The organism is Streptomyces sp. NPDC023573, assembly GCF_055559735.1.
On record NZ_JBVHKB010000003.1, the window covers coordinates 513,567 to 534,632 of the forward strand.

Genomic DNA, 21,066 nt, shown 5'->3' on the forward strand with positions numbered 1-21,066 from the left:
ACGCCCGCCCCCACCCGGAGAACGCCGTGATCGACTACTACTCGACCTCGGCCGAGTTCTACGAACTGGTCGCCACCCGGCACACCGCCAGCAGCGGCCCCCCGCTGACCCGCGTCCTCATGGGGCTGGACACATCCCACGGACCCGTCCTGGAGATCGGGGCGGGCACCGGACGCGTGACGGAGGTCATCGCCTCCGCCCTGCCCGAGGCGGAGATCCTCGCGGCCGAGCCCTCGCCCACCATGCGCGCCATGCTCACCTCCCGGGTCGCCCGCGACCCGGACCTGCGCAAGCGCGTGACCGTCGTGGACGGCGCGGCCCAGGACCTCGTCCTGCCCGAACGGCTCTCCGCCGTCGTCATCTTCGGCGTGGCCGGCCACCTCACCGTCCCCGAACGCGTCGCGCTGTGGAAACGGCTCGCGGACCGCCTTCCGGACGGCGCGCCCATCGTTGTCGAACTCATGGGAGTGACCGCGCCCCGCGTCATCCCACCCGTCATGTCGCTCAGGGAGACCATCGGACACCAGACGTACGAGTGGTGGATCGGCGGCGAACCCGCCGACGGCGACGCCATGCGGTTCACCACCACCTGGAAGGTGCTGCGCGACGGCCGCACCGTGCGCGAGGTCTCCGACACCTACGACTGGCACACCTTCGACGTCGCCCGGCTGGCCCGCGAGGCCGGCATGACCAGCCGCCGCATCACCGAGGCGGGCGGCAGGCCCATCCCCGAAATCGGAGTACTCGTCAAGTGAAGTCACAACCGCCCGAGGCCGGCCCGGCCCCGGCAGCCGCTGCCGCCGGCACGAGCGCGCCCCCGACCTCGCCTCCGCTCCGGGCGCTCGCCGAGCCCGTCCGCGGCCGACTGGCCCTCGCCACGGGCCTCCAGGCCGTCGCCGCCCTCGCCGGTGTGGTCCCCTTCATCGCCGTCTCCCGCATCGCCGAACGCCTCACCGCGGGCTCCCCGGCCGACGGCGACGCCCTCTGGCCGCTGGTGGTACTGGCCTGCTCCTCGGGCTTCGTCGCCCTGGTGTGCGGCACGGCGGCCGGAGCTCTCGCCCACATCGCCGACAACAACCTCCAGCTCACCCTCCGCCGCCGGCTCGCCCGGCACATCGGACGGCTGCCGCTCGGCCGGCTCACCGACCGAGGCACCGGTGAGGTCAAGCAGGCCGTGCAGGACGACGTGAGCGCGCTGCACACACTGTTCGCCCACACCCTGCTCGATGTCGTCGCGGTCCTCACCGCCCCGGTGCTGGCACTGGCCTACCTGTTCACGGTCGACTGGCGTCTGGCCCTCGTCAGCGTGGTGCCCCTGCTGCTGGGCGTGTTCCTGTTCAGCCGGGCCATGGCGGGCGCGGCGGGACAGATGGCTGAATTCGGTGCCGCCCTGGGACGGATATCCGCAGCCGCGGTGGAGTTCGCCTCCGGCATCGCCGTGTTCAAGAGCTTCGGGCGTGGGAGCAAGGCCCACGAGCGTTTCGTGCGCGCGACCGAGGGCTTCGCCGACTTCTTCTCCGGCTGGGTCCGGTCCACCCTGGTGGCCTCCACCGCCGCGATCCTGGTGGTGGCACCGGCCGTGGTCCTGCTGCTCCTGTCCGTCGTGGGCGCGGTGTTCATCACCCAGGACTGGATGACCGGCGCCGAAATCGTCCCCTTCCTCCTGCTCGGTCCCGCTGTCGCCGCCCCCATGGGCGTGGTGGGCCCCCGCATCCAGCAGATCCGTGCCGGCCAGGCCGCCGCCGTACGCATCACGACACTGCTGCACGCCCCCACGCTCCCCGAGCCCGCAGACCCCGCCCTGCCTGACGGCCATCATGTTTCCCTGCGCGGGGTTTCGTTCTCCTACGACGGACGGGCCGATGTCCTCAGTAGCGTCGATCTCGACCTCGCGCCCGGCACGGTGACCGCGCTGGTCGGCCCCTCCGGCTCGGGCAAGTCCACCCTGGCGTCGCTGCTTCCCCGCTTCCACGACGTCACCGCCGGTGCGGTCACCCTCGGCGGCGTCGACCTCCGTGACGTCCCCGCGGCCGAGCTGTACCGCCGGGTCGGCTTCGTCCTCCAGGACGTGCGGCTGTTGCGCGCGAGCGTCGCCGACAACATTCGGCTGGGCCGCCCCGAGGCCACCGACGAGGAGGTCGAGCGGTGCGCCCGCGCCGCCCGCATCCACGACCGCATCATGGCCCTGCCGGACGGCTACGCCACCGAACTCGGCACGGCCGTCACCCTCTCCGGTGGCGAGGCCCAACGCCTCTCCATCGCGAGGGCTCTGCTCGCCGACGCCCCCGTCCTCGTTCTCGACGAGGCGACCGCGTACGCCGACCCGCACTCCGAGGCGCTGATCCAGGACGCGCTGTCCGAGCTCGCGGCCGGCCGCACCCTCCTCGTCATCGCCCACCGGCTCGCGACCATCCGCTCCGCCGACCGCATCGTGGTGCTGGAAGACGGACGCGTCACCGAACAGGGCCGCCACGACGACCTCCTGGCCGCTCGGGGCCGCTACGCCGCGCTGTGGGAGGCCCAGCGAACCGCGGGCCCGGACGAGAGCGACGGCATACCGCACCACCGGTCCGCACCCGTGAAGGCAGGCCGCAGGGCGGACGACATCCGAGAAGGAAGTGCACGATGATCCGTCAGCTCTACCGTGTCCTGGGACCGGAAGGCTCCCGCCCCCTGAACCGCCTCCTGGTCCTCCAATCCGGTGCGGCTGTCCTGCAAGGTGTCGCCTTCGCCCTCCTTGTGCCCGCTCTTCAGGCCCTGCTCGGCGCGGACCCCGAGGACGTCTGGCCCTGGCTGACGGCGTTCACCGGCTGCGTAATCGGCTACGCGGCGCTGCAGGGCGCCGCGCTGAGCGGCGGGTTCACCGTCGGCTCCCAGCTCTCCCGGGTGCTGCACCGCCGACTGGCCGACCAGGCCCTGCGCCTCCCGATGGGCTGGTTCACCGCCGGCCGCACGGCCGAGTTCAGCAGGCTGGCCGGACAGAACGTCATCCAGGTGATGAGTACACCGGCCCACCTGCTGCGCCCGTTCCTCACCTCCCTTCTCACCCCGGTGACGCTGGTCATCGCCACCTTCTTCTTCGACGTCCGCACCGCCCTGGTGCTCCTGGTCTGCGCGCCCGTGCTGTTCGCCGTCCAGTTGGCCAGCGCCGCGATGATGCGCCGACTCGATCTCGGCCGCGACGCCGCGGCCGGCGAATCCGCGGACCGCGTGCTGGAGTACACGCGCAACCAGCCGGTCCTGCGGGCGTTCGGCAGGACCGCGGAGGGTTACGGGGCGCTGGACGACGCCCTGGTGGCCGAGGCGCGCGCCGATCGGCGGCTCATCGCGCGCGGTCTCCCCGGCCTGGTCTCGTTCACCTTCGCCACCCGACTCGTGTTCGCCCTGCTGCTCGCACTCGGGGTGTCCTGGCAGCTCGACGGGTCGCTCACCGTCCCCACCCTGCTGGCCCTCCTGGTCCTGCTGGTGCGGCTCATCGACAGCGTGTCGTCCGCAGCCGAGGCCGGCGCGGGCATGCGCATCGCCCGTAACACCCTGGAACGGCTCGGCGCCGTCCTCGACGAGCCGCCGTTCCCCCAGCCGGTCGAGCCGCAGACACCCCGTGACGCGAGCGTGGAGTTCTCCGGGGTCGACTTCCGCTACACCGACGGGACGGCCGACGCGTCTTCCGTACGCCCGGTCCTGAGCGATGTGACGTTCCGCCTGCCCGAGCGCAGCATGACCGCCCTGGTCGGGCCCTCGGGCGCCGGCAAGACCACGGTCGCCGCGCTGATCGCCCGCTTCCGTGACACCACGGACGGCACGGTCCGCATCGGCGGAGTCGACGTCCGCGAAATCGCCGCCGACGACCTGGCCGCCCATGTCTCACTCGTCTTCCAGGACGTCTACCTCTTCGACGGCACCATCGAGGAGAACGTCAGGATCGCGTCCCCGGACGCCGCCCCGGACGAACTGGCCACGGCCGCCGCCCTGTCCGGGCTCGACCGGGTGATCGCGGAGCTTCCCGACGGCTGGGACACCAAGGTGGGGGAGGGCGGGGCGAAGCTGTCCGGAGGACAGCGCCAGCGCGTGTCCATCGCCCGCGCACTTCTGAAGGACGCTCCCATCCTCATCCTCGACGAGGCCACAGCCGCGCTCGACCAGGAGAACGAGGCATTGTTCGCCGATGCCGTACGCGCTCTCGCCGACCGCAAAACCCTGCTGGTCATCGCGCACCGGCTGAGCACCGTCGTCCACGCGGACCAGATCCTGGTCCTGGAGGACGGTGGGATCACCGAACGAGGCACGCACGACGACCTGGTCACGGCGGGCGGCACCTACGCGTCCTTCTGGCAGCGCCGGGCCCGTGCACACGGCTGGCGGCTGGAGGCGGCACGGCCATGACTCCCCACCACGCACCAGCGATCCGCCGGACACGGCCGGAGCGCCAGAAAGAGGGCACGACACGATGAGTACCCGCCTGAGGAACACCTGGGACGAGTGGGCGGATGCCGTCCCGCGACTGGTGCGCTCAAACGTCCTGGAGCCCTGCGACGATCCCGCGGCCGCGGCTACCCGCCTCGCCCGAGCCGCCCTCGCCGGCCAGTACATGGTCTACGAGGCGGCAGCCGGCGTCTGGCACTTCGCTGCGGGCTCCACCGAGAGCCTCACCGCGCACGCGGCCGGCATCACGGCGCGAGCGGCGGGGGGCACCTGGACGTCTCCCACCGACGACAGGCCCCTGACGGTTTTCGCCGACGCACTGAGCGCCCTCTCCGCGGCGCACGGCGCGCACGACGAAGAACGTCACTTCTACGGCTGGGCGGCCTTCGAACTCGCCCATCTCCTCCACGCGGACCCCGCGGCCACCGGTGACGGACCTTTGCTGCACGCGCTGATCCCGTCCGTCGAGGTGACCCTCACCGGGGACCGGACCGTGATCCGCGCGGTGGACGAGGCATGGCTCCACAAGATCGCCGACCTGCTGGCGGAGCCGGCTACGCGACATCCCGCTTCCGACGGTACGACTCCGGAGGTGTCGGAGCGGATCATCGCGGCCGGCACGGACGCCTATGGCAGCGCGGTGTCCCGAACGGTCGAGGACATCCGCGCCGGGCTCCTGGAGAAGGCCGTCGTCTCCCGGAAGGTTCCGCTGCCCGCCGCGCCATCTGTGGACTTCCCCGCGACCTATCTCACGGGCCGCCGGGCCAACACCCCGGCTCGCTCCTACCTGCTGGATCTCGGTGGCTACCGGGCGGCCGGCTTCAGCCCGGAGACCGTCCTGGAGGTCGGCGAGGACGGCCGGGTCAGTACCCAGCCCCTCGCAGGCACCCGCGCACATGGGACGGACCCGACGGAGAACGAGCGCCTTCGCGCGGAACTGCTCACCGATCCCAAAGAGGTGCACGAGCACGCCGTATCCGTACGCCTCGCCTGGGACGAGATGGCGGCGGTGTGCCGGCCCGGGTCCGTCGTGGTCGAGGAGTTCATGGCGGTCCGGCCGCGCGGTTCGGTGCAGCACCTCGCCTCGCGGGTGACAGGCCGACTGCGGCCCGACACCGGACCGTGGGATGCCTTCGCCTCGATCTTTCCGGCGATCACCGCCACCGGAGTCTCCAAATGCTCCGCCCTCCGGGCGCTGGCCCGCCACGAGGAGGGGCCACGCGGCTTGTACGGCGGCGCGGTCTTCCGGGGGAGCACCGGTGGCGCCCTCGACGCCGCCCTCGTTCTGCGCACCCTCATCGGCGCGGGCGATGAGGCGTGGCTGCGCGCGGGCGCGGGAGTCACCGCTCAATCCAGCCCCGAACGGGAGACAGAGGAGACATGCGAGAAACTCCGCAGCGTCGCCCCCCACCTCCAGTTCACCGCAGGCGCTCCGTGAGGTCGTGGACCACGGTCGGCCCGCTCGGCTCCGGCGCAACGTCATGCCACCCACCGATGGTGAATACCTGGAAGTGATTTCCGTTTCTCCCCTATTGGTGGAGTATTCCTCTGTGGAATCCGGCGGGCTGGTTAATTCGCCAGCCATGGGAATCGTTTTCGTTTTCCTTAGTGGCTGGTAGCTCGTTTGCGGGTGTGTGTCGGCGGTGGCATTCTTTCTGGCGAGGGTAGAAATGCCGAAGAAGTGACCATCGCCGCTTCGCCTCTGGAGCGGCCGGAGTCTGTGGAGATGGGTAGCGTGGCAACATCCCTTGAGCACCGGCCTCACTCCCGACACGAACACGTGCACGGCGAAGGCTGCGGGCACGTGGCGGTCCCTCACGACGATCACGTCGACTACGTGCACGACGGCCACCTGCACCGTGGGCACGAAGGTCACGCGGACGAGTGCGAGAGCGGCAGCCATCACGAGCACGCCAGCCACACTCACGCGCACGGCGAGGGCTGTGGTCATGTCGCGGTGCCCCATGCCGATCACGTCGACTACGTGCACGACGGCCACCGGCACGCGGCACACGATGGCCACTGGGACGACCACTGAGAGTCCCCGCTTCCATCAGAAATGCGCTCCCGGTTCTCGGGGGTGCATTTCTGCGCTAGCGCCCGCGGCTCGGAACGCGGCCCCCTGATCGTGCCGTCGGTCGGGGCCGCACGGCGACTGCAGAATTCCGCCGGCCGGGGTTGCCGGCTTGAGTAAGGAATGAGAACCATCTCGCGGGCGTTCTCGATCTCCGCAGTGATCTGCTGCTGTGCGGTGACGCGGGCGGTGCTGTGTCGCCCACGTCGCAAGCTGGTCGCACCTCCCGCTTACCAGGGCGTGGCCACGTGGGCTGGAGGGCGCCGTTGGCTATCTCGTTCGGCGGAAGTTGCCCCTGCAGGCCCGGGCGAAGGTGTTCGGCCTGGCGGTGCAGTACCTGATCGTCGCTGCGGTGTTCATCTCCGGCCCGGTCGTGATCGTCGGCCTCAACGTCTCGCGCCTGCTGCGAGTTCATCTCCGACCGCGGCAAGACCCGCAGCCGCCGCGTCACCCGCGTCACCGTCCAGCAACAGCGCCGACTCGCCGCCGCCATCGAGAACGCCCGCGGGATCGCCCTGCTGTCCTACGCCGGCAACTCCAGCGGCCGCTGACCGGCGTCCCGGACGACCGGTGGCCGAGACGGAGTGATCGAGTCGCGCGTCCCAATGGGAGGTCGGGTCGTCGCGAGGCTCCGGGTCGCCAAGTTGCCAAGAAGGGGTATGCCGTTCGCAGGCGGAACAGTTCGTAATGGTATTCATTTTCATGTAGCCTGATCGGCATCAAGGATCGAGGAGACTCTCATGGCTGTTCCCAAGCGGAAGATGTCCCGCAGCAACACCCGCCACCGCCGTGCCCAGTGGAAGGCCAGCACTCCGCAGCTCGTGCCGATCACGGTGGGCGGCTCCAGCTATCTTGTGCCGCAGCGACTGGCCAAGGCGTACGAGCGCGGCCTGCTGCGCCCAGAGGGCTGAAGAAGCGTGAGCCAACACCGTCTGCCTGTCACCGTGCTGTCCGGGTTCCTCGGCGCGGGTAAGACCACCCTGCTCAACCACGTCCTGCGCAACCGCGAAGGTCTTCGAGTCGCCGTAATCGTCAACGATATGAGCGAGATCAACATCGACGCGGCTCTCGTCCGGGGCGGCGAAGCGGCGCTGTCACGCACCGAGGAACGCCTGGTCGAGATGACCAACGGCTGCATCTGCTGCACTCTGCGGGACGACCTGTTGGAAGAGGTCGACCGGCTGGCCCGTGAGGACCGCTTCGACTACCTGCTCATCGAGTCCAGCGGCATCTCCGAACCCATGCCGGTGGCAGCCACCTTCTCCTTCTCTCGCGACGATGGCGCCACCCTGGGCGACCTCGCCCGGCTCGACACCATGGTCACCGTTGTCGACGCGGTCAACTTCCTGCCGGAGCTGATCGGCGGCGACGGACTGGCCGAGCGCGGACTGGACCAGTACGAGGACGACGAGCGTACCGTGAGCGATCTGCTCATGGATCAGATCGAGTTCGCCGACGTCATCGTCCTCAACAAGTGCGACCTCCTTGCCGCCGCCGAGGACGCCGACCGGCTCAAGGCCGCTCTGGTGCGCCTCAACCCCGTCGCCCGCATTGTCCTTACGAGCCATGGCGCGGTGGGTCTGCGTGACGTGCTCGGTACCGGACTCTTCGACGTCGAGCGCGCCCAGCAGGCTCCAGGCTGGGTCAGAGAACTCAACGGTGACCGTGTCCCGGAGACCGAGGAGTACGGCATCTCCTCCACCGTCTTCCGCGCCGACGCTCCGTTCCACCCGGACCGGTTGTGGGACCTGGTCACCGAGCAGCTCGACAGCGGACAGTACGGGCAGGTGCTTCGCTCCAAGGGCTTCTTCTGGCTGGCCAGCCGGCCGCTGGTGACGGGGCTGTGGTCGCAGGCCGGTTCCGTCGCCCGCTTCGAGCCCTCGGGGACTCGCGAGGTGGGCACCTCACAGGGACAGGAGTTAGTGTTCATCGGCACCGGACTACGGGTCGACGAGCTGCAAGCTGCCCTGACCGACTGTCTGCTGGCCGAGGGCGAACCGGTGCCGAACGGCGACGCGTTCCCAGCGTGGGAGACGTACGGCCTCAAGGAGGCGTGCGAGCACGAGCAACCCCCGCCGGTGTCCGCGAGGGCCGCTCACCACTGAAACTCCGGGCCGGGTGGTGGTCGCAGCCACGGCACTACCCGGTCCGGTACGGCACGGCCCGCCCCGGCCTCTGCTCCCATGATGTCGGGGGCATCGTGGCTGCCGAACCTGAGCAACGTCCAGCGTGATCGGCACGGTCCTACGGGCCGCGCTTTTCGACCGGGGGGTCCACGACTTCCTCGCCGGGGCCGGCATCATCGAATCCCAGTACGAGCACGACGTACTCAGCAAGGTTCGGGCCCGATTGAGGTGAGTGTGCGGCGATCCTCCTGAGATGGCCGACTGGGTGCCGGACGGAAGCTTGTTGGCCCCGCATACGGTCACCAGCTTGCCCCCGGACACGTTCGACCGACTGCCTGCCGAGTGCCAGGGGATGTTGACCGGCCTCGCCGAGCAGCGGCTTCCCCAGGCCGAGCAGTACCGGATCAACCTCGTCCAGTTGCCATAGGGTGTCGGCCGAACCGTTCACGACCAACCCGCATCTGATGAGCAACGAATGGACCGTGGCAGGCACCACTCGCTCGCCCCTCGGCACCACGTGCACCGCCAACTTCCGGTCCACCGGACTCACCATGCCGACGCTGCGGCAGGACCGCATCCGCGATGAGGCATTCGAGGTCGACGTTCCGCTTCACTTGATGCGCTTGTTCGGCATTTCCGCTCAGACCGCAATGTAGGGAAACGCTGTCGCGGCGAACACGTGGAACACCGAAATCTGGAAGCCGACGCTTGCCAAGGCCCCTGTGATTCCGCCCCTTGCCAAGGGAGCGAAGTCTTGGCCAGGGCAGGCGGCTCCCCGGCACGGCTTCAGTGTTCTGCGGCACGCATACGCGTCCGTTGTCCTGGAGGCGGGGAATCGGCAGAGTCGTTGGGCAGGTGGCTGGGGCACGCGTCACCGGCCATCACCCTCGATCACTATGCGCACTTCATGCCGGAGGCGGGTCGCAGGGGGCGACAGGCGATCGATAGCCTGCTCGGCGATCAGGTCGAACGACTGTGCAGGGTGAAACTCCCCAGATTCTCCCCAGGCTCGGTCGTGAGCCGTGATCGGCCCGTTTGACACGTACAACTAGCAAGGTGATGCGCGATGTTCACGACCCGCCCCACCCTCCAGGGCACCTTCGGCATGGTGTCCTCCACCCACTGGCTCGCCTCGCAGTCCGCGATGGCCGTCCTGGAGGACGGCGGCAACGCCTACGACGCCGCCGTCGCCGCCGGATTCGTCCTGCACGTCGTCGAGCCGCATCTCAACGGGCCGGCCGGCGAAGTCCCGATGATCATCGCGCCGAAGGACGGCGACGTGCGGGTGCTCTGCGGCCAGGGCCCCGCCCCGGCCGGCGCGTCGGCCGCACACTACCGTTCGCTCGGCCTCGACCTGGTCCCCGGCACCGGCCCGCTCGCCGCCGCCGTGCCGGGTGCCTTCGACGCCTGGATGCTGCTGCTGCGCGACCACGGCACGAAGACCCTTGCCGAGGTCCTGCGCTACGCGATCGGATACGCCGAGGACGGCCACGCCCCCGTCGAGCGCGTCGGCCAGACGGTGGAGACCGTCCGCGAGCTCTTCGAGACCGAGTGGCCGACCTCCGCCGAGGTCTACCTCCCCGGCGGGAAGTCGCCCCAGCCCGGCCGTCTGTTCCGCAACCCCGCCCTCGCCGCCACCTGGCGCCGCCTGACAGCCGAGGCCGAGGAGAAGGGCGGCGCGGACCGGGTCGCCCAGATCGACGCCGCCCGTGACGTCTGGCGCACCGGCTTCATCGCCGAGGCGCTGGTCCGCCAGGCCGCCGTACCCACCATGGACACCAGCGGGACCCGCCACACCGGCACCCTGACCGCCACCGACCTGGCGGACTGGTCCGCCACGTACGAGGCGCCCGCCACGTACGACTGGAACGGCTGGACGCTGGCAAAGGCGGCGGGCTGGAGCCAGGGCCCCGCCTTCCTCCAGCAGCTCGCCCTCCTCCCGGCCGAGCTCCCCGCCTACGGTTCCGCGGCATACGTCCATCTGCTCATCGAGGGCTGCAAGCTCGCGATGGCCGACCGCGAGGCCTGGTACGGCGACGCCACCGGCGTACCGCTCGACGCGCTGCTCTCCGAGGCGTACAACGACGAGCGCCGGGCGCTGGTCAAGGACACCGCCTCCCTCGAACTGCGCCCCGGCAGCCCCGAGGGCCGCACCCCGGTCCTCAGCGCGCACGCCCTCGCCGTCGCCTCCGGCGAGTCCGGCTTCGACGCCATGGGCATCCCGGTGGCCGGGGCGGGCGAGCCGACGGTCGCCAAGGAGGGCGCGGGGGAGCCGACGGCCACCGCGGACCGCGTGGGCGAGCCGACGGTGACCAAGGACGGCGCGACCCGAGGCGACACCTGCCACCTCGACATCGTCGACCGCTGGGGGAACATGGTCGCCGCCACACCCAGCGGTGGCTGGCTCCAGTCCAACCCGGTCGTGCCCGAGCTCGGCTTCCCGCTCGGTACCCGGCTGCAGATGGCCTGGCTCGACGAGGGCCTGCCGAACACGCTGACCCCCGGCCGCCGCCCGCGCACCACCCTGACACCGTCCCTCGCCCTGCGCGACGGCGTCCCCGTCATGGCGTTCGGCACCCCCGGCGGTGACCAGCAGGACCAGTGGCAGCTGCACTTCTTCCTCGCCGTGGCGCTGCGGGACCGGGTCCGTGGCGGCCTCGACCTCCAGGGCGCCATCGACGCTCCCAACTGGCACAACGACAGCTTCCCCGGCTCCTTCTTCCCGCGCGGCATGCGGCCGGGCAGCGTCACCGTCGAGGAGGGCATGGACCCGGAGGTCGTCGGTGAGCTGCGCCGGCGCGGTCACGACGTCACGGTGGGCGACGCGTGGTCCGAGGGCCGGATGTGTGCCGTCGCCAGGGACCCCGAGACCGGCGTCCTGTCCGCCGCCGCCAACCCCCGCGGGATGCAGGGCTACGCCGTCGGCCGCTGACCACCTGCCCGGGGTGCCCCCGGCGGACCGTGCTTAGCTGGAGTCATGATCGATGACTTTCTGTACGGGAACGCCGGGCACGCCGGGCCGACGGCCGAGGTGGAGGCGGCGGTCCGGGCGGCGGCCGCCGCCGAGATCATGCCGCGCTACCGGCAGCTGGCCGCACACGAGATCGTCGAGAAGAGCGGTCCCCACGACCTGGTCACCGCCGCCGACCGGCTTGCCGAGGAGCACCTCGCCGCGTCCCTGACCCGGCTGCTGCCCGGCTCGCTCGTCGTCGGCGAGGAGGCCGTCCACGCCGACCCCGCGGTCCTGGACGCCCTGGGCGGTGACGCACCCGTGTGGATCGTCGACCCGGTCGACGGCACCCGCCAGTTCGTGCACGGCGAACCCGGCTTCTGCACCCTGGTGGCGCTCGCCCGGCACGGTGAGGTGTACGCCTCATGGACGTACGCCCCCGTCCTCGACGAGATGGCCGTCGCCGTACGCGGCCACGGCGCCACGCTCAACGGCACGGCTCTGCAGAGTGGTTCCCCGGCCCCGGGCGCGGTGCTCAAGGTGGCCATGTCCCACCCCGACTACACCTCCGACGCCCAGAAGCGCGCCCTGCTCGGTTTGCGGACCGACGGCATCGACGCCCGTGCGTGCGGATCGGCCGGGCTGGAGTACCTCGCGGTCGCCTGCGGCGCGCAGGACGCGGTGGCGTTCAACTGGGAGTTCCCGTGGGACCACGCTGCAGGGCTGCTCCTGGTCACCGAGGCCGGCGGCGTGCAGTCGACGCTCTCCGGCGCCCGTTACCGGATCACCGGCGGAAACGACCTGCCGTTCACCGCGGCCAGGGACCGAGCGACCGCGGAGAAGATCCTTCAGGCGCTGCGGTCCGGCGGACAGGACTGAGAGCTGTGGCCGGTGCGGGAGTCCCGCACCGGCCACAGCCCGTTTGATCCTCGTCGTGCTAGTTGCCGGCAGATGCACGCCGCCGGACGGCGTAGAAGATGCCGCCGCCCGCGACCAGCGCCGCCGCCGCCGCGCCCACCATGGGCATGGTGGAGTCGGAGCCGGTCGCCGCCAGGTTGCCGGCCGACATCGTCTTCGGGTCGGAGCCACCGGTGGTGTTCGTACCGCCGGCGGACGAAGAGCTTTCGGACGAAGAGCCTTCGGACGATGAGCCGGCGGACGAGGAGCCTTCGGTCGAGGAACCGCCCGTCGTGGCACCGCCCGTTGTCGAACCGCCGCCCGTTGTCGAACCGCCGGCCGTGGTGGTGCCGGCAGCGGCATCGATCACGATCTCCGCGGTGTCGTTGGCCGCGTTCGTGTCGAAGGGCCTGTCCGCCCCCGTGAAGGAGACCTTCCCGGTCGCGCCCTCGACGGCCTTGTCGATCCGGAGGACGAACGGGTAGGTCTCGCCACCCTCCTCGTCCACCCACGACTGCGAGGTGCCGCAGGTGTAGTGGGTCTCGGTGACAGGGCTGCAGTAGTCGTGCGCCTTCACGACCGAGGTTCCCGAGGGGATCCGGACGTCGACGGTCGCGGCGCCCTGGCCCGGCTCGCGGTAGACCCAGGCCGGGCCCTCGTTGAGGAACTTCACCGACGCGGTGACCTCGTCGCCGACCTTGCCCTTGAGCCGCGCGCCGGTCAGCGCGAAGTCGGCGGTGTTGACCGCGGTGACCTCGGCGGTCGCGGAGTCCTCGCTGTGGCTCGCCCGGTCGGCGTCGGTCGCCGGAGCCTTCTCGACCAGCTTCAGCGGAGCGCCCGTGCCCGGCACGGGGTCCGTCCCGCCGCCGTCGCCCGTCCCGGGCTCCGTGGCCTCGACGGTCATGCGGACGTTGTCGTACAGCGCGTTGTCCAGCGCCTTCAGCCCGACAGGCTGCTCCGGCACGTAGACGACGCCCGGCTTCAGCGGCTGCTCGATCGCGCACACCGCGAGGGTCTTCTCAGGCTCCTCGTCGGCCGACGACTGTGTCGAGTAGAGGCAGTTCCCGTAGGAGTCGGCCGTGCCGAGACCCGACGTCACGGAGTAGGTCACCCAAGTCTTCGCGACCTCGTCGGTGCCCTTGTTCAGAACCGAGAACGGCACGTCGACGCCGCTGCCGGGGTGCGCACCCGTGATCGGCGCCAGCGGCCCGATCCCGAGGTCCGGCTCCGCGGCGAAGGCGACGGTGGGCAGGGAGGCGAGCCCGGTCAGCGCGGCGGCGGCGAGTACACCGACCACGGCGCGCGAAGGACGGCGGCCGGTGGGGGGATAGGTCATAGAGGTTCCCTCGTCATGGGCGTGCGATGGAAAAATGCCGTCTCCGGCACAATCACTTACCGCAACGGAAGACGCTCACGACCCTCGAACGGTTGCATGGGCGCGCCACCGGTAGTTCACCCGCCCGAAAGCCCCTGGACACCACCGTCCGCAGGGGAGTTGCCGTCCAGGACAACGCGAACATCCCGTACGACCCCGGCCGCCGTCTCCACCGCCGGCGCGTCCAGACCGCGCAGAGCGGCCGACACCCGGGCCGTGAAGTCCGCAGGGGTGTCCGGCAGGGCGGCGGCGGATGCGAGCGCACCCTTCTCGTTGAGGCACCAGGTGCGGTGGTGGGCGTGCAAAGCCTGGGCGAGGATACCGAAGGCCTTCGACAGGCAGAGGGCGACATGCAGGGTGTCCCCGGACGGGGCCGACTTCCGGGCGGAGGCCACGGAGAACTCCGCCTCCCACGCCGCACCCGTCAGCGCGCGGCGCAGCGGCTCGGGGTAGGACCTCGTCGCCTCCTGAAGGGACGCCAGCCCGCCGCCCGGGTCCGTCAGCACCCGGCCGAGGGCGACCTCACCCACGTAACACGGAGACCAGAAGCCCAGGGGATGGCCGGGCTGGATCCCCACCTCGAAGCGGCCCGCCCCGCACTCCGACCACACCGCCTCCACCCGGTCCAGATCGCGCAGGATCCAGTCGACGGCGACACCCTCCACCGTCAGCCACGCCCCGCCGTTCACCCAGGGGCCCCACCCGCCGGGGCCCGCCACCTCGGCCGGCGATCCCTGGACCTCGGACGCCAGTGCGGTGAGGGCGCCCAGATCCGGAGCGCCCCGGTAGTAGACGCCCAGGTCCCAGTCGGAATCGGGACGATGGGTGCCACGGGCGCGGCTTCCGCCCAGGGCGACGGCCTCGACACCGGACACCTGGACGAGCCGGGACGCCATCGCGGCGACGGCGGGGGAGGACAGATCTGCGTTACTCATCGGACAGGAGGCTACCCGGGACCAGGCTGTCGGCGTCCATGAATATCCTGGGTGCCCTGGCCATCGGCTGACGAAGGAGTCCGAAGGTGCCATCGATGCTGGATGCCGTCGTCGTGGGGGCGGGTCCGAACGGACTGACAGCCGCTGTCGAGCTGGCCCGCCGAGGCTTCGCCGTGGAGGTGTTCGAGGCCGGGGAGACCGTCGGGGGCGGTGCCCGCACCGAGGAGCTGACCCTTCCCGGTTTCCGTCACGACCCCTGTTCCGCCGTGCACCCGCTGGGCATCGGTTCCCCCGCCTTCAAGGCGATGCCGCTCGCCCGGCACGGCCTCGAATGGCTTCAGGCGCCGCTCTCGCTCGCCCATCCGTTCCCGGACGGTTCCGCCGCCGTACTCACCGGGTCCGTCGGGGAGACGGCCATGTCGCTGGGCCCGGAGGACGCGGGCGCCTACCGCAGACTGGTCGCGCCGTACACCGGCCACTGGGACGCCCTCGCCGCGGACTTCCTGCGCACCCCGTGGGACGGCCTGCCCCGGGACCCGTACCGCTGGGCACGCTTCGGGCTGGACGCCGTCCAGCCGGCCACGCTGATCTCCCGGCGCTTCAAGGGGGAGAAGGCGCGCGGTCTGATCGCGGGCCTCGCGGGGCATGCCATCGCGCCGCCCAGCGGATTCGCGACCGGCGCGATCGCACTGCTGTTCGCGCTCGCGGCGCACGAGAACGGCTGGCCGGTGCCGCGCGGCGGCTCGCAAGCCATCTCGGACGCCCTCGCCGCCTACCTGCGCGAACAGGGCGGCACCATCCGTACGGGCATCGAGGTCAGACGCCTCGACGAACTCCCGCCCGCTCGTGCCTACGTCTTCGACACCTCACCGACCGCGCTCGCCCGGATCGCCGGACTCGGCGGCGCCTACGACCACTACCGCTACGGGCCCTCCTGCTTCAAGATCGACTACGCGCTGTCGGGCCCGGTGCCGTGGACGGCGGAGGAGGCCCGGCGCGCCGGCACGGTCCATGTCGGCCCCTCCGCCGCCGAGATCGACGCCGCCCTGCGCGCCGCCGTCGCCGGCCGCGACCCGGACGTCCCCTTCCTGATCTCCGCGCAACCCAGCATCGTCGACCCCTCCCGCGCCCCCGAGGGCCGCCATGTCTTCTGGGTGTACGGGCATGTCCCGTCCGGCTGGGAGGGTGACGCCACCGAGGTCATCGAGCGCCAACTGGAGCGGTTCGCCCCGGGGTTCCGCGATCTGGTCCTGGCCCGCGCCGTCACCGGACCGCCCCGCCTCGCGGTGCGCAACGCCAACTACGTCGGCGGTGACATCGCCACCGGGGCGTTCGCCGGGCTGCAGACGGTGATCCGCCCCAAGCTCGCCCGGGTGCCTTACGCCACCGCGCACCCGGCGGTCTTCCTCTGTTCTTCGGCCACCCCTCCCGGCCCCGGTGTGCACGGCATGTCGGGTCACCACGCGGCGAAGGCGGTGTGGCGGCGGCTGCGGTCGGCGTGAGTCGTAACGCCCGGCAGCCGATCCGTGATTACCTCAGCGGTAATCGACCCTCTGCGACGAGTGCGACAGGCTGCGGAGCACAAGGAAGGGCGGCACACCGACGGTGAGCCGCCGTCCGGCCCACACGCAGAGACGAGAGGACACCGCTGTGACCATCCACGAGGACGCCGTCGAGCGCTACTTCACCGCCTGGAACGCTGCCACCCCCGAGGACCTGGCCAAGGCAGTCGCTGCCGCGTTCACCGAGGACGGCACCTACACCGACCCGTTGGGTGAGGCGAAGGGGCACGAGGGGATCGCTGCGGCGATCACGGGCGCCCACCAGCAGTTCCCCGGATTCGAGTTCCAGCTCACCGGTACGCCCGATGCCCACCACAACCTGGTGCGCTTCACATGGGACCTGGTCTCCACCGCCGACGGGTCCGCTCCCGCCGCCGGCTTCGACGTGATCACGCTCGCCGACGACGGCCGCATCAGCGGCGTCGCCGGCTTCCTGGACCGCCTGCCGGGTGCGTGACCTCTCTCAGCCGGCCGCCTGAAGGGCAGCGGCGGTCTCCGTGTCCGCGGGCAGGAACGTCTCGACCGCCAGCTCGGCGACGGTCACGTCCATCGGTGTGTTGAAGGTCGTCGCAGTCGAGATGAAGGACAGCGGACGGCCGCCCGCCTCGATCCGGAGGGGCAGTGCGTACGGGTGGGCCGCCGGACCCCGTTCGTCCGGGCCGGCAGGCGCGTCGCCCGCCGGAGCCGGATAGGCGGCCACCTCCTCGTACAGGTCGCGCAGCGCTTCGGATGAACGCAGCGCGGCCTGCCGCTCCATCCGCTCCAGGAGGTGGCCACGCCATTCGCCCAGATTGAGGATCCGTGGGGCGAGCCCCTGCGGGTGCAGCGTCAGTCGCATGGCGTTCATGGGCGGCCGCAAGAGGTGACCGGCCACCCCGTCGAGCAGCAGCCGCACGCCCTTGTTCGCGGCCACCACGTCGTACATCCCGTCCATCACCAGGGCGGGAAAGGGCTCGTAGGCGGCCAGCAGCTGGTCCAGTCCGGCCCGCAGCGTCGTCATCGCAGGCTCGGTCAGCGCTGTCTCCGGGTACGAGGGGGCGTAACCCGCCGCCACGAGCAGCGCGTTGCGGTCCCGTACGGGAACGTCGAGGTGCTCGGCGAGATGCAGCACCATGGACCGGCTCGGCGTGGACCGGCCGGTCTCGATGAAGCTGATATGGCGGGCGGAGCTGTCGGCTCTGAGGGCCAGTTCGAGCTGGGTGATGCCTCGCAGCTTGCGCCAGCCCCGCAGCAGGCTTCCGGCATTCACGTCATCGACCGTCCCGGTCATGGCAGTCGTCATGGCAAGGACGGTACCGAAGTGAGTCGCAGAAGGCTGTGGGGGGCGGACATCCCTCCTGTTCAAGTGGGGCGTTGATCGTCCAAGGCACCTGATCCCGGGGCGGTACCGGAAGTTGCGGACACAGCCGCCGGCCACAGTCCTCGTCACACGTTTCGGGTGGAGCGCATCGGCCCCACTCAAAGGGAGATGGTGAACGCCACCCGGTCGAGTCCGGGTCCGTCGTAGTCCGGTTTCACGGCTGAGGCCGTGAAACCGAGTCGGGTGTGGAATGCCTGCGACGCGGTGTTCTCCGGGCTGGTGATGCAGTGCACGGAACGGCGCCCGTGCGACCGTACGAGTGCGAAGAAGGCCCGATAGAGGGCGCGGCCGACCCCCTGCCCGTGCAACGCCGGTTCGACGCCGACGAAGTGCACGTAGGCGGTCCCGGGCTCTGTCTGTGACAGGAAACCGACCAGGAAGGCGGCGACTTCTCCACTGCCGCGTTCGACCAGGAAACTGGTGGTGGTGAAGTGCTGGAAGTACAACCGGGGCAGCAACAACGCACGTTCAGCAGCGCCGGCCTCCCCCTTCAGGCCACCCCACCACGTGTCCAGTACGGCGAGCACGCGAGGATGGTCAACCTCGGCAAGGTGTCGGGCCCTCAGGCCGACGGGGAGATCGTCGATCATCTGTGCAGTCCCTCAGTTCCCGCGAGCAGCACGTCGGCGGCTTGTCCTGGATGTATCGGTCACGAGCGTTGTTCAGACGGGGGCTTGATCAAGGCGAAGACCGGGGGGTGTGGTGGAGCTGTTCCGGAACACACCACGGAGGTCTCCGTGTCCGATGCAATGCCCGGCTGACAGTCTCCCTCCGTTCTTGCGACCGTCGCAATACCCCAGCTCAGGGGACGCGATGGGTACTGGATGCCTGACGGAACAGGCGCTCTCCGTGCGGTGCCTTCAGACCCGGGCCAAGCCGAGGCCGACCTGGTGGCGGTGCCAGACCAGCGTGTAGCGCCAGAACAGTCGTCGGCGCAGCCGTGCACCGGGGAGCGCCTGACGGGCGTCGCGAACGATATCCGCGAAGGTCATCGTCGCCGGTCCGGTCGGGGCGGTCATCGAGGCCGGCCGTGGCGCCTTGCGGCCCTTGTTCCTGACCCAGGCCATGAGGATGTTCGCCGGAACGGCCACGACGTCGATCAGGTAATCGCTCCGGGACCGCGGGCGATACACGCCGACGACCACCAGCGTTCCGCCAGGTGCCAGCTCCTGACGCAAGCAGGTGAGGGCGTCGCTGAACGGCATGTGGTGGATGGCGGCGACACATGTGACGACGTCGTAGGGGCCGGGCGGCACCTCCCTCAAGGCATCTCCGACAGCGAAGGTCACCGGGGCGTCAGGGTCTGTGAGCTCCCGCGCGCGATCGACGATCGTGGGATCGACATCGATACCGTGCACTGCTCCGGCCCGTGAGGCCAGGAGCCTGGCGAGGTCACCGCTACCTGATCCGATGTCCAGAGCCCTGTCGAACCGTCTGGGGAGCCGGCGCAGGATCCACCGGTGGTAGTGGGCGTTGTGGTCCCAGGGGCGGGCGGCATGGAACTGCTCGAGGGCTCGCAGGACGCGGGGCAGCGAAGTCGTCATGGCGTGAGTCCATCAGCCCTTCGGCCCGCCTGCGGTGGCGGGCCGAAGGTGAGGCGGGCCGGACCGGCCGCTCCAGCAGGCCATTGACGCCCCGACCGAGCTCTCGGCCGTCACCACTGCTCGCTGTCGCCGGTGTGGAGCACCGCTGTCGGAGGCGGCTTGTACTCTGCACTCATTCGACGACCGGGCGATCACGGCGATCACGGGTACGGGCATGCGGGCCCGGGGCGGGCGTCCAGAGGGCGGGAGCGCGGGGATTCCGATGAGTGACGCACATCCGATACGAAGCCGCAGAACGGGCCTTTCGGCCGGTGCGTGGATCATCGTGGGGGTCATCCTCGCCGCGATCGGGGCTGTCGGCGGCTGGCTCCAGCGCGATGCTCCCGGCCGGAGTGCGGAGCCGCGTACGGAGCTCACCGCGAACAACCCACCCACAGGTCTGCCCACCGCGCTCACCACCGGCCAGCAACTCCACTGGTCCCGCTGCACCTCGTCGTCCTCCGCGCGCACGGGCTACGACTGCGCTGCCATGAAGGTCCCCCTCGACTATCGGAAACCGGACGGCAGGACGATCGAGGTCGCCCTGATCCGCCGCAGGGCCACCGGCCCGAACGCCCGGCGCATCGGCTCGCTCGTCCTCAACTTCGGCGGCCCCGGAGTGTCCGGCGTGAGTGGACTGCCCGAACGCCTCGACCAGTACGAGCCGCTCCTCGACCGCTACGACCTGGTCTCCTTCGACCCGCGCGGAGTTGGCGCGACCATCCCGGTGCGCTGCGGGAAGACCGCGGATGACATGGCTTTCGACGGGGCCGAGGCCTGCGCCGAGCACTCCGGGGCGCTCCTCCCGTACGTCGGCACCTCGCACACCGCGCGCGACCTCGACCTGATGCGCTACCTCCTCGGCGACGAGCGGCTGCACTACTTCGGCGTCTCGTACGGAACGGCGCTCGGTGCGGCTTACGCCCACCTGTACCCGTCACACGTCGGACGGCTCGTCCTCGAAGCGCCCGTCGACCCGACCGAGGACCTCAGCGAGGAGCAGGTGTCGCAGGTCAAGGCGGTCCAGGCGGCGTTCGACCGGTTCGCTGTGCACTGCGCGGCCCGTATCCGCCACTGCCCGACCGGGGACGGGCCCGAGGAGGCCGTGCGACGCATGGCACGTCTGGCCGACCGCCTGGGGAAGGAGCCCGCTCCGGCCGGCGGCGGAAGGAGCCTCGACGCCGACGACCTCGCGCACACCGTCAGCGACCATCTCGACCTCGGCACAGACGGCTGGCCGTCACTCGCCAAGGCCCTCACCGCGCTGTTCGACCACAACGACGGCCGTCCGCTGAGCAAGAGCGCGGACGACATGGGCTCCGCCGACCGCGCGGCGGCCCCGAGCGACAGCAGCCGCGCCGCCCAGATCGCCATCACCTGCGCGGACTCCAGCCTGCGCCCCGGCTTCGAACGCCTCGACAGGGACGAGGCCCGCGTCGAGGCCGCCTCACCCGTCTTCGGCGCGGCCTGGTCCACCGGCGTCTACCTCTGTTACGACTGGCCGTTCGACGGCGAGCGCGTCACGCCCCAGGTGAACGCCGACGGCGCGGCCCCCGTCCTGGTGGTCGGCGGCACGGGCGACCCGACCACCCCGTACCCCGGCGCCCGCCACATGGCCCGCGCCCTGGGCGACCGTGTCGGCGTGCTCCTGACGGCCGAGGAGGAGGGACACGGCACGTACCCACAGAACCACTGCGTCACGGAGACGGTCGACCGATACCTTCGCACGGGCCGCACCCCGGCCCCGGGGACGGTGTGCGGGGGCAGCATGTCCTGAGGCCC

General features: G+C 70.8%; 18 protein-coding genes and 1 pseudogene. 14 read left to right on the forward strand and 5 right to left on the reverse strand.

Annotation, left to right across the window (positions count from 1 at the left end; translation table 11 throughout):
- The first annotated feature begins 26 nt into the window (after window positions 1-26).
- The 11 genes and pseudogenes from ACZ32T_RS12740 (at window position 27) to ACZ32T_RS12790 (ending at window position 12,451) form a co-directional block, all read left to right on the forward strand.
- Window positions 27-755, forward strand: a complete 729-nt coding sequence (locus tag ACZ32T_RS12740; RefSeq protein WP_467264346.1) for a class I SAM-dependent methyltransferase — start codon at window positions 27-29, stop codon at window positions 753-755.
- Window positions 752-2,629 (forward strand): ABC transporter ATP-binding protein, encoded by a 1,878-nt coding sequence (locus tag ACZ32T_RS12745; protein WP_467366730.1) that lies wholly within the window; start codon window positions 752-754, stop codon window positions 2,627-2,629. Before ACZ32T_RS12740 ends, ACZ32T_RS12745 begins: the two co-directional genes overlap by 4 nt.
- Window positions 2,626-4,383 carry an ABC transporter ATP-binding protein gene (locus tag ACZ32T_RS12750; RefSeq protein ID WP_467366732.1) on the forward strand — a complete coding sequence of 586 codons (1,758 nt, stop codon included), beginning with the start codon at window positions 2,626-2,628 and terminating at the stop codon, window positions 4,381-4,383. Before ACZ32T_RS12745 ends, ACZ32T_RS12750 begins: the two co-directional genes overlap by 4 nt.
- A gap of 64 nt (window positions 4,384-4,447) precedes the next feature.
- The gene (locus tag ACZ32T_RS12755) at window positions 4,448-5,860 is read left to right on the forward strand and encodes a salicylate synthase (protein WP_467366734.1); all 1,413 of its coding nucleotides are present in this window, start codon (window positions 4,448-4,450) and stop codon (window positions 5,858-5,860) included.
- A 288-nt stretch (window positions 5,861-6,148) separates the two neighbouring features.
- A complete protein-coding gene (locus ACZ32T_RS12760; protein WP_467366994.1) occupies window positions 6,149-6,460 on the forward strand; it encodes a hypothetical protein in 312 nt (103 codons plus the stop codon).
- Between the two features lie 443 nt (window positions 6,461-6,903).
- Window positions 6,904-7,047 (forward strand): annotated as a pseudogene (locus tag ACZ32T_RS12765) (30S ribosomal protein S18); the annotation flags it as partial.
- A 189-nt stretch (window positions 7,048-7,236) separates the two neighbouring features.
- The gene (rpmF, locus tag ACZ32T_RS12770) at window positions 7,237-7,407 is read left to right on the forward strand and encodes a 50S ribosomal protein L32 (protein WP_467272524.1); all 171 of its coding nucleotides are present in this window, start codon (window positions 7,237-7,239) and stop codon (window positions 7,405-7,407) included.
- Between the two features lie 6 nt (window positions 7,408-7,413).
- A complete protein-coding gene (locus ACZ32T_RS12775; RefSeq protein WP_467366737.1) occupies window positions 7,414-8,601 on the forward strand; it encodes a GTP-binding protein in 1,188 nt (395 codons plus the stop codon).
- A gap of 449 nt (window positions 8,602-9,050) precedes the next feature.
- Entirely contained in the window at window positions 9,051-9,278 is a 228-nt protein-coding gene (locus ACZ32T_RS12780) for a hypothetical protein (protein WP_467272528.1), read from the forward strand.
- Between the two features lie 410 nt (window positions 9,279-9,688).
- On the forward strand, window positions 9,689-11,554 hold the full coding sequence (locus ACZ32T_RS12785; protein WP_467272530.1) for a gamma-glutamyltransferase family protein: 1,866 nt from the start codon (window positions 9,689-9,691) through the stop codon (window positions 11,552-11,554).
- A 45-nt stretch (window positions 11,555-11,599) separates the two neighbouring features.
- Window positions 11,600-12,451: an inositol monophosphatase family protein gene (locus ACZ32T_RS12790; RefSeq protein WP_467272532.1), complete on the forward strand. Its 852-nt coding sequence runs from the start codon at window positions 11,600-11,602 to the stop codon at window positions 12,449-12,451.
- Between the two features lie 58 nt (window positions 12,452-12,509).
- Here the strand turns inward: ACZ32T_RS12790 and ACZ32T_RS12795 are convergent, their stop codons facing one another.
- Both ACZ32T_RS12795 and ACZ32T_RS12800 read right to left on the reverse strand, forming a co-directional pair.
- Window positions 12,510-13,805 carry an LAETG motif-containing sortase-dependent surface protein gene (locus tag ACZ32T_RS12795; RefSeq protein ID WP_467366739.1) on the reverse strand — a complete coding sequence of 432 codons (1,296 nt, stop codon included), beginning with the start codon at window positions 13,803-13,805 and terminating at the stop codon, window positions 12,510-12,512.
- Between the two features lie 116 nt (window positions 13,806-13,921).
- Window positions 13,922-14,779 carry a nucleotidyltransferase domain-containing protein gene (locus ACZ32T_RS12800; RefSeq protein WP_467366741.1) on the reverse strand — a complete coding sequence of 286 codons (858 nt, stop codon included), beginning with the start codon at window positions 14,777-14,779 and terminating at the stop codon, window positions 13,922-13,924.
- 86 nt (window positions 14,780-14,865) lie between these two features.
- Here ACZ32T_RS12800 and ACZ32T_RS12805 point away from each other — a divergent pair, with 86 nt between their 5' ends.
- Both ACZ32T_RS12805 and ACZ32T_RS12810 read left to right on the forward strand, forming a co-directional pair.
- Complete coding sequence (locus tag ACZ32T_RS12805; protein WP_467366743.1) at window positions 14,866-16,281, forward strand: phytoene desaturase family protein; 1,416 nt, start codon at window positions 14,866-14,868, stop codon at window positions 16,279-16,281.
- Window positions 16,282-16,429: 148 nt separating this feature from the next.
- Window positions 16,430-16,798, forward strand: a complete 369-nt coding sequence (locus tag ACZ32T_RS12810; protein WP_467272540.1) for a nuclear transport factor 2 family protein — start codon at window positions 16,430-16,432, stop codon at window positions 16,796-16,798.
- Window positions 16,799-16,804: 6 nt separating this feature from the next.
- Here ACZ32T_RS12810 and ACZ32T_RS12815 read toward each other — a convergent pair whose 3' ends face one another.
- The 3 genes from ACZ32T_RS12815 to ACZ32T_RS12825 form a co-directional block, all read right to left on the reverse strand.
- The gene (locus tag ACZ32T_RS12815) at window positions 16,805-17,623 is read right to left on the reverse strand and encodes a helix-turn-helix domain-containing protein (protein WP_467366746.1); all 819 of its coding nucleotides are present in this window, start codon (window positions 17,621-17,623) and stop codon (window positions 16,805-16,807) included.
- Window positions 17,624-17,799: 176 nt separating this feature from the next.
- Window positions 17,800-18,228: a GNAT family N-acetyltransferase gene (locus ACZ32T_RS12820; RefSeq protein WP_467272544.1), complete on the reverse strand. Its 429-nt coding sequence runs from the start codon at window positions 18,226-18,228 to the stop codon at window positions 17,800-17,802.
- Window positions 18,229-18,561: 333 nt separating this feature from the next.
- A complete protein-coding gene (locus ACZ32T_RS12825; RefSeq protein ID WP_467366748.1) occupies window positions 18,562-19,245 on the reverse strand; it encodes a class I SAM-dependent methyltransferase in 684 nt (227 codons plus the stop codon).
- 262 nt (window positions 19,246-19,507) lie between these two features.
- Between ACZ32T_RS12825 and ACZ32T_RS12830 the strand changes: the two genes are divergently transcribed.
- Window positions 19,508-21,061, forward strand: a complete 1,554-nt coding sequence (locus ACZ32T_RS12830; protein WP_467366750.1) for an alpha/beta hydrolase — start codon at window positions 19,508-19,510, stop codon at window positions 21,059-21,061.
- Window positions 21,062-21,066 lie beyond the last annotated feature (5 nt).

What these genes read in the sequence shown, in the direction of transcription:
- ACZ32T_RS12750 (WP_467366732.1), top strand. Translation starts at nt 2,626, where the DNA reads ATGATCCGTCAGCTCTACCGTGTCCTGGGACCGGAAGGCTCCCGCCCC.
- ACZ32T_RS12755 (WP_467366734.1), top strand. Translation starts at nt 4,448, where the DNA reads ATGAGTACCCGCCTGAGGAACACCTGGGACGAGTGGGCGGATGCCGTC.
- ACZ32T_RS12760 (WP_467366994.1), top strand. Translation starts at nt 6,149, where the DNA reads ATGGGTAGCGTGGCAACATCCCTTGAGCACCGGCCTCACTCCCGACAC.
- rpmF (WP_467272524.1), top strand. Translation starts at nt 7,237, where the DNA reads ATGGCTGTTCCCAAGCGGAAGATGTCCCGCAGCAACACCCGCCACCGC.
- ACZ32T_RS12785 (WP_467272530.1), top strand. Translation starts at nt 9,689, where the DNA reads ATGTTCACGACCCGCCCCACCCTCCAGGGCACCTTCGGCATGGTGTCC.
- ACZ32T_RS12790 (WP_467272532.1), top strand. Translation starts at nt 11,600, where the DNA reads ATGATCGATGACTTTCTGTACGGGAACGCCGGGCACGCCGGGCCGACG.
- ACZ32T_RS12795 (WP_467366739.1), bottom strand. Translation starts at nt 13,805, where the DNA reads ATGACCTATCCCCCCACCGGCCGCCGTCCTTCGCGCGCCGTGGTCGGT.
- ACZ32T_RS12800 (WP_467366741.1), bottom strand. Translation starts at nt 14,779, where the DNA reads ATGAGTAACGCAGATCTGTCCTCCCCCGCCGTCGCCGCGATGGCGTCC.
- ACZ32T_RS12815 (WP_467366746.1), bottom strand. Translation starts at nt 17,623, where the DNA reads ATGACGACTGCCATGACCGGGACGGTCGATGACGTGAATGCCGGAAGC.
- ACZ32T_RS12825 (WP_467366748.1), bottom strand. Translation starts at nt 19,245, where the DNA reads ATGACGACTTCGCTGCCCCGCGTCCTGCGAGCCCTCGAGCAGTTCCAT.
- ACZ32T_RS12830 (WP_467366750.1), top strand. Translation starts at nt 19,508, where the DNA reads ATGAGTGACGCACATCCGATACGAAGCCGCAGAACGGGCCTTTCGGCC.